14 protein-coding genes are annotated in these 12775 nt (G+C 64.4%); 5 read left to right on the forward strand and 9 right to left on the reverse strand.

What is annotated here, in order from left to right:
* Positions 1–82: 82 nt before the first annotated feature.
* The 6 genes from CSC62_RS13485 to CSC62_RS13510 form a co-directional block, all read right to left on the reverse strand.
* Positions 83–1609 carry a thymidine phosphorylase family protein gene (locus CSC62_RS13485; protein ID WP_054665550.1) on the reverse strand — a complete coding sequence of 509 codons (1527 nt, stop codon included), beginning with the start codon at positions 1607–1609 and terminating at the stop codon, positions 83–85.
* Positions 1606–2961 (reverse strand): MBL fold metallo-hydrolase RNA specificity domain-containing protein, encoded by a 1356-nt coding sequence (locus tag CSC62_RS13490; RefSeq protein WP_081420139.1) that lies wholly within the window; start codon positions 2959–2961, stop codon positions 1606–1608. The genes CSC62_RS13485 and CSC62_RS13490 overlap by 4 nt, the downstream gene beginning before the upstream one ends.
* Positions 2962–2972: 11 nt before the next feature.
* The gene (locus CSC62_RS13495; RefSeq protein WP_162407214.1) at positions 2973–3974 is read right to left on the reverse strand and encodes a ribose-phosphate pyrophosphokinase; all 1002 of its coding nucleotides are present in this window, start codon (positions 3972–3974) and stop codon (positions 2973–2975) included.
* Positions 3971–5923: a heavy metal translocating P-type ATPase gene (locus CSC62_RS13500; RefSeq protein ID WP_164490769.1), complete on the reverse strand. Its 1953-nt coding sequence runs from the start codon at positions 5921–5923 to the stop codon at positions 3971–3973. Before CSC62_RS13500 ends, CSC62_RS13495 begins: the two co-directional genes overlap by 4 nt.
* Before the next feature lie 134 nt (positions 5924–6057).
* Positions 6058–6723 (reverse strand): methyltransferase family protein, encoded by a 666-nt coding sequence (locus tag CSC62_RS13505; protein WP_054665562.1) that lies wholly within the window; start codon positions 6721–6723, stop codon positions 6058–6060.
* A complete protein-coding gene (locus tag CSC62_RS13510; protein ID WP_054665565.1) occupies positions 6713–6958 on the reverse strand; it encodes a DUF2933 domain-containing protein in 246 nt (81 codons plus the stop codon). The genes CSC62_RS13505 and CSC62_RS13510 overlap by 11 nt, the downstream gene beginning before the upstream one ends.
* A gap of 219 nt (positions 6959–7177) precedes the next feature.
* Between CSC62_RS13510 and CSC62_RS13515 the strand changes: the two genes are divergently transcribed.
* From CSC62_RS13515 to CSC62_RS13530, 4 genes are all read left to right on the forward strand, one after another.
* The gene (locus CSC62_RS13515) at positions 7178–7612 is read left to right on the forward strand and encodes a hypothetical protein (protein ID WP_054665567.1); all 435 of its coding nucleotides are present in this window, start codon (positions 7178–7180) and stop codon (positions 7610–7612) included.
* A 185-nt stretch (positions 7613–7797) separates the two neighbouring features.
* Complete coding sequence (locus CSC62_RS13520; protein ID WP_054665569.1) at positions 7798–8478, forward strand: heavy metal response regulator transcription factor; 681 nt, start codon at positions 7798–7800, stop codon at positions 8476–8478.
* The gene (locus CSC62_RS13525) at positions 8471–9883 is read left to right on the forward strand and encodes a Cu(+)/Ag(+) sensor histidine kinase (protein ID WP_162407215.1); all 1413 of its coding nucleotides are present in this window, start codon (positions 8471–8473) and stop codon (positions 9881–9883) included. Before CSC62_RS13520 ends, CSC62_RS13525 begins: the two co-directional genes overlap by 8 nt.
* A 146-nt stretch (positions 9884–10029) precedes the next feature.
* Positions 10030–10230 (forward strand): hypothetical protein, encoded by a 201-nt coding sequence (locus CSC62_RS13530; protein WP_155944466.1) that lies wholly within the window; start codon positions 10030–10032, stop codon positions 10228–10230.
* A gap of 271 nt (positions 10231–10501) precedes the next feature.
* Here the strand turns inward: CSC62_RS13530 and CSC62_RS13535 are convergent, their stop codons facing one another.
* Positions 10502–10909: a MerR family transcriptional regulator gene (locus CSC62_RS13535; protein WP_162407216.1), complete on the reverse strand. Its 408-nt coding sequence runs from the start codon at positions 10907–10909 to the stop codon at positions 10502–10504.
* A gap of 100 nt (positions 10910–11009) precedes the next feature.
* Between CSC62_RS13535 and CSC62_RS13540 the strand changes: the two genes are divergently transcribed.
* Complete coding sequence (locus tag CSC62_RS13540) at positions 11010–11648, forward strand: cation efflux transmembrane domain-containing protein (RefSeq protein ID WP_162407217.1); 639 nt, start codon at positions 11010–11012, stop codon at positions 11646–11648.
* Here the strand turns inward: CSC62_RS13540 and CSC62_RS13545 are convergent.
* Positions 11645–12010 (reverse strand): lipid-A-disaccharide synthase N-terminal domain-containing protein, encoded by a 366-nt coding sequence (locus tag CSC62_RS13545; protein WP_407073747.1) that lies wholly within the window; start codon positions 12008–12010, stop codon positions 11645–11647. The genes CSC62_RS13540 and CSC62_RS13545 overlap by 4 nt on opposite strands.
* A gap of 5 nt (positions 12011–12015) precedes the next feature.
* Complete coding sequence (locus CSC62_RS13550; protein WP_162407246.1) at positions 12016–12750, reverse strand: glycosyltransferase family 2 protein; 735 nt, start codon at positions 12748–12750, stop codon at positions 12016–12018.
* Positions 12751–12775: the final 25 nt, after the last annotated feature.

Genomic DNA, 12775 nt, shown 5'->3' on the forward strand with positions numbered 1-12775 from the left:
TGCCCGCAGCGCGCTTCGCTGAACGAGTCCGGGTTTCACGTGGGCGCATCTTGGCCTCCAATGGAGATACTGCCGCGACGTCTCAAGTCGCGATTTCGATGATGTCCGGGTTCCGGGACGCATATTCCATGGCATAGGCCAGTTCACCCGCGGTGTCGGCGTGCAACTGAAGCAGCGGCTGTCCGATGCCGACGTCAGCTCCCAGCATGACCTCCATGGTGACGCCGGCGGCCTTGGCCTCGGGCGCACCGGCCAACTTAGCGAGCTGGGCAATCTTGCGGTTGTTGATCTGGACGATCCTCCCAGCACGCGCCGCAGTCAGGGGCCGGATGTGCAAGGCCCTGGGCGGCTCGCGCATGCCGCCCTGCGCCTGGCAGATCCGCTGGAACTTCGTCCAGGCCTGACCGTCAGCCAAGGTGGCCAAGGCCAGCGCATAGCCTGCTCCTGGCTCTGCCGCGCCGCCGATTTCGAGCGCGGCGCCGGCGAGCACTGCGGCCCGGTGCCGCAGATCGCCGGGCGCATCGGGTTTGTTCTGAAGGACGGCGAGAATATCGTGCGCTTCGAGGGCGGGGCCGATCCCTCGGCCCACCGGCTGGCTGCCGTCGGTGCGGATGCACGTCGCGGCCAACCCGAAGTGCGCGGCGACCGCGATCAGGCGGTCGCCCAGCCGATCTGCGGCTTCCTCCGTGCGGACCTTGGCGGTCGGCCCGACCGGGATATCGAGCACGACGTGATTGGAGCCCGCCGCGATCTTCTTGGACAGCACGGAGGCGATCAATTGCCCCTCGGTGTCCACGTCCAGTTCCCGTTCCACGCGAACGAAGATGTCGTCGGCGGGACTGAGATGCACAGCACCGCCCCAGGCGATGCAGCCGCCTTCCTGATCCACGACGCGCCGCATGGTGGCCAGGTCAAGATCCACAGGCGCCAATGTTTCCATGGTGTCGGCGGTGCCCGCCGGCGACGTGATCGCGCGCGATGAGGTCTTGGGCATCACCAGGCCGTGGGCTGCCACGATGGCGACGACGATCGGCGTGGTCCGGTTGCCTGGCAGTCCGCCGATGCAGTGCTTGTCCACCACCACCGGAGCGTTCCACGTCAGGCGCTCCCCGGCATCGATCATCGCGGCGGTCAGATCGACCGTTTCCTGTTCGTCCAGCGGCAGGGCCGCACTGGCCGTCAGGAACGCGGCTAGATGCACGTCCGTGTAGCGTCCCGCCGTCACGTCCGCGACGACGGCTTGCAGCGCGGCCGCATCGAGCCGATGGCCATAGATCCGCCGTCGAACGCTGGCCAAGGAGTCCAGGGCGGGGGCATGGGAGACCTCAATGGGGGCGCCCTCGGCGACGCCCAGTCGTTCCCAGGCGGATTCGGAGAGTGCGGCTTCGCCTGGCGCAACCAGATCGCCATCGGCCTGATAGAGCACTGCCTGCACCTGTCGCCCACCGGCCGAAAGCAACACCTGCGATCGTGAGGCGAGTCCCTCGGCGCGGCACACGTGGCAATCCGTGCGCATGACCGCAATCGACTGGTGTTGGGCATAAAGCCCCAGGCGCCGAGCGCGTAGCGTCGGCGGCGAATCGGCCACCTGGGCATCACGCGCGTTCATAGTTCGAACACCTGCCCGAAGCGCGGCACCGAGACAGGCCAGCCGTTCTCCTTGTCGATGCGTACGCGCAGTGCCTCGGAGGCCTCCGGTTCGCCATGCACGACGAAGATCCGCGAAGGCGCGTGCCGAAAACCGGAGAGCCAGCGCATCAGCTCGTTGGCATCGGCGTGCGCGGACAATTCCGGCAGGTTGGCGACCTGCGCATTGACCGGCACCCATTGACCGTGAATCCTGATTTCGCGTGTGCCTTGCAGCATCGCCTGGCCGCGCGTTCCTGCGGCCTGGTAGCCGGAGAACAGGATCGTGTTCTCGCGCTTGGGCGCGAACGCCGCGAGGTGGTGCAGCACGCGGCCGCCGGTCGCCATGCCGCTGGCCGAGATGACGACCTTGGGGAATCGGCTGGCGGTGATCTGCTTGGATTCCTCGACCTCGCGGGTATACGTGGCGATCCCGCAGGCGGCATGACAGATCTCGGCGGGCAGGCGGTGGTCGGCGAGGTGATCGCAGAGCAGCTCGCTGGCGTTGATCGCCATCGGACTGTCCAGATAGATGGGCACCGAACCCAGGCGCCCGGCCTGGCGCAGCTTCCAGAGGTAATAGAGCAGCAATTGTGCGCGGCCCACCGCGAACGCGGGAATGACAACCGTGCCGCCGCGGCCGACCGTTGTCTCGATGACGGCCCCGAGTGCTTCGGCGGCATCGCTCGGGGCATGGGTCCGGTTGCCGTAGGTGGACTCGATCACCACATAATCGGCTTCGGTCACGGGCTGCGGATCGAACAGCATCGGGTCGTCGTAGCGGCCGAGGTCACCCGAGAACACGATGCGCTTGCCGCCCCAGTCGATCTCCGCCGTAGCGGCACCCAGGATATGCCCGGCGTAGCGGAACGTCAGCGTCGCACCGTCGGGAAGCGGGGCCGGCTTGCCGAACGGCACATTGGAGAACTGCTTGAGCGCGCGCTCGGCATCCTGCACGGTATACAGCGGCAGGGCGGGCTTGTGCTTGCTGAAACCCTTGCGATTGGCGTACTCGGCATCCTTTTCCTGCAGATGGCCGCTGTCCTTGAGGATCAATTCGGCCACGTCGCGGGTTGCGGCGGTGGCGTAGATGCGTCCGCGAAAGCCATCGCGCACGAGTCTTGGCAGATAACCGGAGTGGTCGAGATGCGCATGCGTCAACACCACCGCGTCGAGTTCCTTCGGCGCGATCGGCAACGGCTCCCAGTTCAGCTCGCGCAGATTCTTTAGGCCTTGGAACAGGCCACAGTCGACCAGGATGTGTTTCCCGTTGTGGCTCAGCAGGTGCTTGGAGCCGGTGACGGTGCCAGCACCGCCGAACGAGGTGAGCTTCAAGAGAGGAATCCTCAGAGTGTGGAAGTCGCGGTGACGGAGTCGGCACCCGTCGTCGGGTCGATGTCATCGAGAGGTTCGGGTGGACGGCGATGGCGCACGAGGCTGGTCGCTGCCTCCGTGTCGGTGGCAAGGGCCTGTGCGATCAGCGGGGCCAGTGCAATCGCATTGCTCTGATGACGCACGGCATCGGTGGAGACGATGCGGCTGCATAGCTGCGCGAGTTGTGGATAGGCATCCTCGGCGAAGATGGCATGCACCACAGCGACCACGGGCAGCGCGAAGCCTTGCTGAGGCAGCTGCCGCGCGGCCTCGATCAGCGTGCGTCCGGAGGACGCAATGTCATCGACCAGCACGGGCTGGCGATCGCGCCAAGCGGACAGGTCGGACAATGCGACCTCGACATTGCGGTCGCCGTGGCGGATCTTGCGCAGGACTGCATGGGGTGCGCCGATGCGCTGGGCGATGGCCGCCACCCACTGCTCACTTTCCTCGTCCGGACCGATCACCAACGGCCTTTTCACCTCGCCGGTGATCCAGTCGGCCAGCAGCGGAGCGGCATGAAGGGTGTCGGCGGGCACGGTGTAGAGCGCCGACAGCGCCGGGTAACGGTGCAGATGGGGATCGACCGTTACCAGGCGGTCGAAGCTCGACGACACGAGACGGGCAAAGCTCCGGGAGGTGATCGCTTCTCCGGGGTGGAAGCGGCGATCCTGCCGCATGTAGGCCAGGTAAGGTGCGACCAGGATCACGTCGCGGGCACCGAGGTCGCGGGCGGCGTCGGCGGCGAAGACAAGCGACAGGAAGCCGGGATCGGGCTGGGCCAGGGTCTGCACGAGGACGACCGACTTGTCCGCCACCTCCGCGGCGATGCGCACGTAGCTTTCGCCGTCGGGGAATCGCCGGGTTTCCAGCTCTCCCAGCTCCCACCTTCCAGCGACCGCCAACTGGCGGGCGAATGCTTCGTTGCCGGGAAGGGGAAGGATCACTCGGCTGGAGGAATCTGTCGTAGTCATGTTTGTCGCCTGTAGAAACGGAGAAGCTGGGCATTGATGGCGACGATCACCGTGCTGGCCGACATGAAGACGGCGGCGATGGCAGGCGTCATCAGGAAGCCCGTACCGAAGGTGATGCCCGCCGCCATGGGCACCGCAATCGTGTTGTAGCCGGTCGCCCAGATCAGGTTCTGCACCATCTTGCGGTAAGTGGCGCGAGACAGGCCAAGGATGGCGCCGACATCGCGCGGATCGCTGCGCACGAGCACGACGTCGGCCGACTCCACGGCGACGTCGGTGCCCGCGCCGATGGCCACGCCCAGGTCGGCCTGGACCAGCGCCGGGGCGTCGTTTACGCCATCGCCCACCATGGCGACCGATAGCCCGCGGGCCTGAAGCTCCTGGATCTTCTGCGACTTCTGATCCGGGAGCACCTCGGCGAAGTACTCTGAGATCCCAAGTTCCTTGGACACCGATTCGGCCACGCCTCGGGCATCACCTGTCAGCATCACCGAGCGAATCCCCAGCCGGGTCAATTCGGCGATGGCATCCCGGGATTCGGACCGAACGATATCGGCAAGCGCGAACAGTGCGCGCGGCTGACCATCGCGTTCGAGTACGACGACGGTCTTGCCTGCCGATTCGAGCTGTCCCAGCCGCTCGTGGGTAATGGCGTTGCCCTGGCGGGCCAGATGACCTGGGCTGACGATGCGCACGCGCTCGTCGCCCACGTTGGCTACGATGCCTTCGCCGGTGATGTTGCGCACGTCGCTGGCCTTGGGGATGGCGATGTCGCGGCGCTTTGCCTCGGCCACGATGCCATGGGCGATGGGATGTTCCGACTGGCTCTCGGCCGCCGCGGCGAAGGCCAACTCCTGGCGCTCATCGCCCTCCTGCAGCATCACGATGTCGCTGACCCCGAATCGTCCCTCGGTCAGCGTGCCCGTCTTGTCGAACACGACCGCATCCAGTCGGCGCGCTCGCTCAAACGCCGCCCTGTCACGGATCAGCAGGCCGTTGCTCGCGCTCAGCGACGTGCTGACCGCGACCACCAGGGGCACAGCCAGTCCGAGCGCGTGCGGGCAGGCGACGACCATGACGGTGACCATGCGCTCGATGGCGAAGTTGAGCGGCGCGTCGAGCACCAGCCACCAGACCAGCAGCGTGCCGACGCCCACGGCCAAGGCGATGTAGGTCAGCCAGGCGGCAGCGCGGTTGGCGATGTCCTGCGTGCGCGAGCGGGTCTGCTGCGCCTTCTTGACCAGGTCGATCACCTGCGACAGATACGTGGCATCGCCAGTTGCGGTGACGCGTATGATGACGGCGTTCGCGCCGTTGATGGCCCCGCCGATCGCGGTGGCACCGACTCCTTTGGCGACCGGGCGGGATTCGCCGGTGAGCATGGCTTCGTTGAAGTCCGAGGAGCCCTCGGTGATCTCCCCGTCCACCGGCACCTTGGCGCCGGGACGGACGATCACGCGGTCGCCTGGCTGTAACGCACTGATCGGCACGTCGTGCAGGCTGCCATCGGCATCGATGCGGGTGGCACTGTCGGGCAACAGCTTGACCAGTTCCTCCAGGGCACGCGACGCCCCCATGACCGAGCGCATCTCGACCCAGTGGCCCAGCAGCATGATCGCGATCAGCGTCACCAGTTCCCAGTAGAACTCCTGCCCGGGAAAGCCGAAGGTCACTGCCACCGAGAAGATGTAGGCGGCCGAAATGGCCAACGCGATCAGCGTCATCATCCCGGGCTGACGCTTGCGCAGTTCGGAGACGACGCCGACCAGGAAGGGCCAGCCGCCGTAGAGATAGGCGACGGTCGACAGGGCGAACAGGAGGTAACGATCGCCTGTGAATGCCAACGCCTCGCCCAGGCCGAGCGCGTGCTGGATCATGGGCGACAGCGCGAGGACAAACGGGGTCAGCAGCAGCGTGACCCAGAAGCGTCTGCGGAAGTCGGCGACCATGGCGCCATGGTCATGGCCGGCATGGCCTGCGTGACTCGAACCGGCGGCGCTTACGACGGCGCCGGTGCCGGGTGGAGACGCATGGACGTGTGCGCCGTGATCGTGCTGGTGGTGTGCGTGCGGGTCATGGTGACTCATTCGATCTGGCCTTCTTTATTGTTGAACAAGCGCCCAAGCCGCGGCACGAATGCAGGCACGTCGCTCGCGTAGCGTCGATACTGATCCCCGAACGTCGCTTCGACCTCGCGCTCCTCCCGCTTGGCGAGCCGCCAGTACATGACCAGCAGAATCGGCAGCATCACGCCCGTCACGAGTGTGGGCCATTGCAGGAAGAATCCGATCAGCACCAGGATGAAGCCCACGTACTGCGGATGCCGCACATGGGCGTACGGCCCGGTGGTGGCAAGCGATCCGGCGCGTTGAGCCTCGTGCAACACCCGCCAGCCCGCGGCGATCAGCCAGAACCCGCTGCCGATCAGCACGTAACTGGCCAGGTGGAACGGATTGAGATGAGGATCTCCCGACCAACCGAAGAGTGCGGGCCAGATGTGGCCGGCGTCGTGGGACAGCGGGTCCAGTCCCGGGAAACGATTGCCCACCCAACCCGCCAACAGGTAGAGCGTCAGCGGAAAGCCGTACATTTCCACGAACAGGGCGACGATGAAGGCGGAAAACGCGCCCAGCGAGCGCCAGTCGCGCGCCGTCGTCGGCTTGAAGAAGCTCAGGGCGAACAGAATGAAGATGCCGGCGTTCACCAGCGCCAGAAACCAGAGGCCGTAGGCGGGCGGGTTACCGGTCATCGCGGTCGCCCTCCTCCCGATGCGTCTGGTGGCCACCGTGACCGCCGTGACCGCGGTGCAGGAAGAAGTGCATGCCGATGCAGATCACCAGGGGCAGCAAGAGGGGGAGCGCACCGAGTACGTGCGCCCGATGCTCCAGCCACAGGAAGAGTCCCGCGATAGAGAGAAAGACGCACACGGTCAGGACGGCGGGGCTGCGCCAACCGCCTCGCTTCCGATCAGGAATTTCGCTCATCTCGATGCTCCAGGGCGCCAGTTAAGAATGGACGGGACAATTGGCGACGATGCCTCCTGAGCGTAGAAAGGCGTCGCTGTCGGGTCAGTTACGCGTTGATTACATTCATGTAATCACCACGTCATCGTTGTGGCAGATGGCGTCTTGCAGTGTCAGTAGCAGCCTGGCTTGCCGACCTGGTCGGGTCGGCGCTCGAAGCGGTCGTGGAGATTGGACGCGATGAAGCAGCACATTGTCGATCGGAGGGACGCGCTGAGCGGCATCCTGCTCCTGGTGCTCGGCCTCCTCACCATGGGGACTGCGGTGTTCTTCCTAGTGTTGCGCCCCGCGCTTCTGCCCGAGGATATCCGGCACACCGGTATCGACCCAGGCACGTTGCCCCCGGCGTTCCTGGAATGGCTCGGCACCGTGTTCCGCACCTGGGGTGGTTTCATTGCCGGATTTGGCGTCCTGCTGCTGGGGATTGGAGGCTTCCTGCTCTCCGGCCGGGCGCGATGCCTGTACTGGGCCACGGCCATCGGTGCCGTCGTCGCGTTTGGGCGCTTCCTGTTCAGCAACATCCTCCTGGATTCGGATTTCCTCTGGTTCATTTCGGCCCTGTTCGCGCTGGCCGCCGCAACCGCGATCAGCCTGCTGCTGAGGCGCGGACGCTGACACGATCGTTTGGCATTCACTCGTTCAACGCCGCTCCGGCCCAAATGGTGACGAAATGATTACTGATATGTAATCTTTGCGTCATCCTTATGGCAGCTTCGCCTCGGTAGATTCCAGTGACCCATCATGATCCATCCGTCGTGGCGGGAGCCGGAAGCACGAACGAGTGCGGGCATAGGGCTGACATGAAACTTCTGGTTGTCGAAGACGAGCACAAGACGGCGGACTACGTCCGTCAAGGGCTGATGGAGGCCGGGTTCGTCGTCGACTTGGCGCGCGATGGGCCCGACGGCCTGCACATGGCCACGACCGAGCATTACGACCTGATCGTGCTCGACGTCATGTTGCCGGGCATGGATGGGCGGAAAATCCTGCAAACCATCCGGGCGGCAGGCAACCAGGTGCCGGTGCTGTTCCTGACCGCTCGCAGCAGCGTCGACGATCGCGTCCAGGGATTGGAGTTGGGCGCCGACGACTACTTGGTCAAGCCGTTCGTGTTCTCGGAACTGCTCGCGCGCGTCCGGACGTTGTTGCGCAGAGGGGGTTCGCCTATTCCGCACGATCGCATCCAGATTGCGGATCTGGAGTTGGATCTGGCGCGCCGTCGTGCCACGAGGGCCGGGCAGCGTATCAACCTGACCAGCAAGGAGTTCGCCTTGCTCGAACTGCTGGCGCGTCGCCAAGGCGAGGTGCTGCCGCGTTCGCTGATCGCCTCGCAGGTCTGGGACATGAATTTCGACAGCGACACCAACGTCATCGACGTCGCGATCCGGCGGCTGCGCGCCAAGATCGACGACAGCTTCGAGCCCAAGCTCATCCAGACCGTACGTGGCATGGGCTACACGTTGGACCTGCCGGATGCCTGACCGGTTTGCCTTTCTGCGGCGTCCGGCTTCGCTCTCCGCACGGGTCACCGGCCTCGTCGGCATCGCAATGATGGTGGTGCTCCTGCTGTTCAGCTGGGTCAGCGTGGGATCCCTCGACCGGCATTTCGCCGAAATGGATGAGGAAGAGTTGGGCGTGATCGCCAGTTCGGTCATCCGGGCACTGGGCGAGGTGCAGGACGGAAGCGATACGCAGGCCTTGCGCCGTGCGGTTCGGGGGCATCACGGGGTCTACTACTATGTCGCTGATGCCGGCGGAAAGACGCTGTACGCGCCGAAGGACGGTCCGGACCTGGCGAGCTTCGCCCGGCGCACACCTCCCGTCCCTCTGGCGGACAGGCAAAGCATGACGATATGGGAAGAGAACGGGAAGTCCTATCGAGGTGGCGTCATCCAGGTCGGGGGCGACACCAGTCTGAGCGGTACCTACACGATCGCCGTGGCGATGAACATCGGCGGCCATCTCGAATTCATCCGGAGCTTCAAGCGCATCCAGTGGTGGACCATCTGCGTGGTCATGTGCATCGCGATCCTTGTCGCCTGGTTCGCGGTTCGCTGGGGGCACATTCCGATCCACAGGGCGAACGAGAAGATTCGCGCGATCACCTCGTCCAAGCTGTATCTGCGATTGGATCCCAAGGCTGTACCGGTCGAGCTGGAAGAAACCATCGCGTCCTTCAACGACATGCTCGGGCGCATCGAGGATGGGTTCGAGCAACTGGCGAACTTCTCGGCCGACATCGCCCACGAGTTGCGCACGCCGGTCACGAACCTGACCACGCAGACGGAAGTGGCGCTCGGTCAGGCCCGCTCGGCCGACGAGTATCGGGAGATTCTCTATTCCAACCTGGAAGAGTTCGGGCGCCTGAACCGCATGATCAACGACATGCTGTTCCTGGCTCAGACCGAGAACGATCCGGGCAATCTGAATCTGGAGAGCGTGGTCCTTGAGGACGCCGTCCGGGGGCTGTTCGAGTACTTCGAGGCCTTGGTGGAAGAGCGAGGCGTGAAGCTCGAACTTCGCGGCCGCACGACACCGATCCGCGGTGATCGGGAAATGCTTCGCCGGGCGCTCAGCAATCTGATCTCCAATGCGATCCGGTACACGCCCAGTGGCGAAACCATCACCGTGAGGTTCTCGCAGAAGGATCGGGACGTCATCATCAGCGTGGAGAATCCCGGCGAGAAGATTCCACCCGAGGAGCTCTCGCGCATCTTCAACCGCTTCTACCGGGTGGGGCACGCCGCCCACCGAAAGGGCGAAGGCGCCGGGCTGGGACTGGCCATCGTCAAATCCATCGTCGAGGCGCATGGCGGGTCGGTCAGCGCGCTGTCCGACGAGAAGCTGACCAAGTTCTACATCCTCTTGCCGTTGACCGAGAGCTGAAAACACGTTCTTCATCGCCGCGCGCAGGCGGGTGATGGGGCATCGAGAGCTGCGGACTTCTGCCGTGCCGCGAGGTTCAGGGACGGGGACAATCGGGGGAGCCAGCGCCGCGCTGGGGCCAGAGCCGTGAAAGGCTGAGCGTCAGCATGAGCGAAGCCGCGGCCAGCCCCCAGGCAACGACAAACTGCCCATCCGTGCTGATGGCGGCGACGGCGATCGGCGCCAGAATCGGCCCGATGCTGGTCGCCGATTGCTGCGGACCGAGCCTCGATGCAGAAGGCGTGCCTTCACCGCCGATCCACAGGCTGGCGACCAGCCTGCCATCGCAACGAGAACCGCCAGAGTGATCGGGCTCCTTGCCAGCGGAAACAGGAGCATAGGCGTGCCGAACAGCATCAGCATCAGGAAGGCGAGCATCGCCGGTCGCGCAATCAGCCAGGGAAGATAGATGTGGAAGAGCTGAGCGGCGAGCATCGCAAAGCCGCACAGGGCGAGGGTGAATCTACGTATCTCTCCACGCATCGTGGCGGCGTCAGTGGGTTCTGAACAATTTCCTTGATATGGGATTGCTAACATAAGCGCAGCGCTTTTGGCCGATAGTAAAAAAACGCTACACAGTTACACCTCAAAGCTTTGCGTTGGCTGACGTAGCGTCGAAAGAATCGTGCACTCGGCCCGCTGTCCCCCGTGGCAACTGATGATGACACGCTCAAGTTCATCGGCCATCCGGCGAAGATCTTCCTGGCGCGCACGAATATCGGTCAGATGTGTACGCGCCAGGCGATCGACGTCGTCGCAGGACAAACGCTCATCGCTGGCCAGTTGCAGGAGGCTGCGGATCTCTTCCAGACTGAAGCCCAGATCCCGCCCTCGCGCGATGAACCGCAGGCGCTCGATATCGGCGCTCGTATAAGCCCTATAACCACTGTCCGTGCGAGTGGGGTGGGGCAGCAGCCCGATCTTCTCGTAGTAGCGGATGGTTTCAAGGTGGCATCCGCTGGCTTCGGCAGCCTGACTGATCTTCATGGAAGGATCGCTTGACTCTGTAGTTACTACAGACTTTACGCTAGCCGGGCCCAAACTGTGATTTTCCGGTTGCAGGAGTGGCCCCTCAACGGAGCGCGTGATGTCTGAATGCTGTGGCTGCGGCAAGGTAGTCGATGTAGCGGGTATGCAAGCCAAGCAGCGCAAGGTGCTGGTGATCGTGCTGCTGATCAACCTGGCGACCTTCGTCATGATGGCCCTCGCCGCGTGGCACTCCCACTCTTCGTCCCTGTTGTCCGGAAGCCTGGACAACCTCGGGGATGCGCTGACCTATGCGGTGAGCCTGGCGGTGGTGGGCGCATCGGCACACCTGAAGGGCCGGGTGGCCCTGCTCAAAGGCTTCTTGATCCTAGGGGCCGCGATCGCGGTAGGCGTACAGATCGTCTGGCGCTTGGCCCATCCGGGTGTTCCGATCTTTGAGAGCATGGGGGTGGCTGCGTTGCTTAACTTGGCGGCCAATGCGGTCTGCCTGTGGTTGCTGAACCCCTATCGCGCCGGCGATATCAACATGGCCTCGGCGTGGGAGTGTTCGCGCAATGATATCTACGAGGGCGTCGCCGTCATCCTGGCCGCGGCGCTGGTGTGGGCCTTCGGCGCGGGGTGGCCCGACCTAGTGATTGCTGCAGCGTTGCTGGTTCTGTTCCTGCGCTCGGCGGTGCGCGTGTTGCGGGCTGCGTGGCGCGAAAGTCGACCAAGCGCGCAGCCCAGTGCCACGATCTAGCAGGAGTGATCGTCCTCGGAAGGGGACGAGGCGGGTTTGGCTACGGCGCTCGTACCAATGCTACGGTGATGGCGTATGTCCAGATACAGGCTATACGCGGCGGTGAAGGCCGGCAGCAGGTTCTGCACGACGCCCACGGCATCCTGCTTGGACGAGAACAGGAAGTAGCTCAAAGCCATCAGGCTGCCGCACAAACTCATGTACCAGAACAGGCGCGGGATCACCGGCCGGCCGGCGCGTTTGGACGCCACGAACTGGATCAGCCAGCGCACGCCGAAGAAGGCCGCACCGGTCAGGCCAATGAGCTTCCAGGGCGTTGTATGTAGGCCCGTCCAGCTCAACCATAGGATTTCCTGATCCATTACGTTCATGACTTGCAGCCAGCACTGAGCTCGCTGGTGGCGGTTACATGGCTGCGCTGGATCAGCCAGCCCACGCCCATCAGGTCGCGGATGCCCACCAGCGCACGGCCCAGGTTGGTGTACTTGGACTGGCCCGATCCCCGCGGTCGGTGGGAGACCGGCACACTGAGTGTCTTCCAGCCGGCGCGCTGCATCAGTGCCGGCAGGTAGCGGTGCATGTGATCGAAATAGGGTAGGTCCAAGAATGCAGCGCGGTCGAACAGCTTGATGCCACAGCCGGTATCGGGCGTGTCATCCCGCAACAGTGATTGCCGGATGCGATTGGCCCAGCGCGAGGCCCAGCGCTTGCTGGCCGTGTCCTTGCGCTCGGTGCGCCAGCCAGCGAACAGGCGTATCTGCGGCGAAGCCGCTTGGCGAGCGGTCAGTAGTTTCAGGATGTCGGCCGGATCGTTCTGGCCGTCGCCATCGAGCGTGGCGATCCAGGGCGAGAGCGCGTGCTTGACGCCATTGCGGATGGCGGTGCTTTGCCCACTGCGTTGATGGTGCAGCAACACCCGCAGTTCGGGCACCTCGGCTTTGAGCCAGACGAGTACCTCACGCGTGTCATCGTCGGAGCGATCGTCCACACAGATGATGTCGAAGGCGATCTTGCCGCGCAGGTGATGCACCACCTCCTGCACGAGCGGCCCGATGTTGCCGCGTTCGTTGAAGACGGGAATGACGACTGACAGACTGGGCATCCGGGGCAGGGACGGGCTTTGCATG

It is taken from the genome of Pseudoxanthomonas jiangsuensis, assembly GCF_010093185.1.
In the GTDB taxonomy this organism is placed as follows: Bacteria; Pseudomonadota; Gammaproteobacteria; order Xanthomonadales; family Xanthomonadaceae; genus Pseudoxanthomonas; species Pseudoxanthomonas jiangsuensis.

Excerpts from the sequence above, each read along its gene's own strand:
- CSC62_RS13485 (WP_054665550.1), bottom strand. The coding sequence starts at position 1,609 with ATGAACGCGCGTGATGCCCAGGTGGCCGATTCGCCGCCGACGCTACGC.
- CSC62_RS13495 (WP_162407214.1), bottom strand. The coding sequence starts at position 3,974 with ATGACTACGACAGATTCCTCCAGCCGAGTGATCCTTCCCCTTCCCGGC.
- CSC62_RS13500 (WP_164490769.1), bottom strand. The coding sequence starts at position 5,923 with ATGGTCGCCGACTTCCGCAGACGCTTCTGGGTCACGCTGCTGCTGACC.
- CSC62_RS13505 (WP_054665562.1), bottom strand. The coding sequence starts at position 6,723 with ATGACCGGTAACCCGCCCGCCTACGGCCTCTGGTTTCTGGCGCTGGTG.
- CSC62_RS13510 (WP_054665565.1), bottom strand. The coding sequence starts at position 6,958 with ATGAGCGAAATTCCTGATCGGAAGCGAGGCGGTTGGCGCAGCCCCGCC.
- CSC62_RS13515 (WP_054665567.1), top strand. The coding sequence starts at position 7,178 with ATGAAGCAGCACATTGTCGATCGGAGGGACGCGCTGAGCGGCATCCTG.
- CSC62_RS13520 (WP_054665569.1), top strand. The coding sequence starts at position 7,798 with ATGAAACTTCTGGTTGTCGAAGACGAGCACAAGACGGCGGACTACGTC.
- CSC62_RS13525 (WP_162407215.1), top strand. The coding sequence starts at position 8,471 with ATGCCTGACCGGTTTGCCTTTCTGCGGCGTCCGGCTTCGCTCTCCGCA.
- CSC62_RS13530 (WP_155944466.1), top strand. The coding sequence starts at position 10,030 with ATGAGCGAAGCCGCGGCCAGCCCCCAGGCAACGACAAACTGCCCATCC.
- CSC62_RS13535 (WP_162407216.1), bottom strand. The coding sequence starts at position 10,909 with ATGAAGATCAGTCAGGCTGCCGAAGCCAGCGGATGCCACCTTGAAACC.
- CSC62_RS13540 (WP_162407217.1), top strand. The coding sequence starts at position 11,010 with ATGTCTGAATGCTGTGGCTGCGGCAAGGTAGTCGATGTAGCGGGTATG.
- CSC62_RS13545 (WP_407073747.1), bottom strand. The coding sequence starts at position 12,010 with ATGGATCAGGAAATCCTATGGTTGAGCTGGACGGGCCTACATACAACG.
- CSC62_RS13550 (WP_162407246.1), bottom strand. The coding sequence starts at position 12,750 with ATGCCCAGTCTGTCAGTCGTCATTCCCGTCTTCAACGAACGCGGCAAC.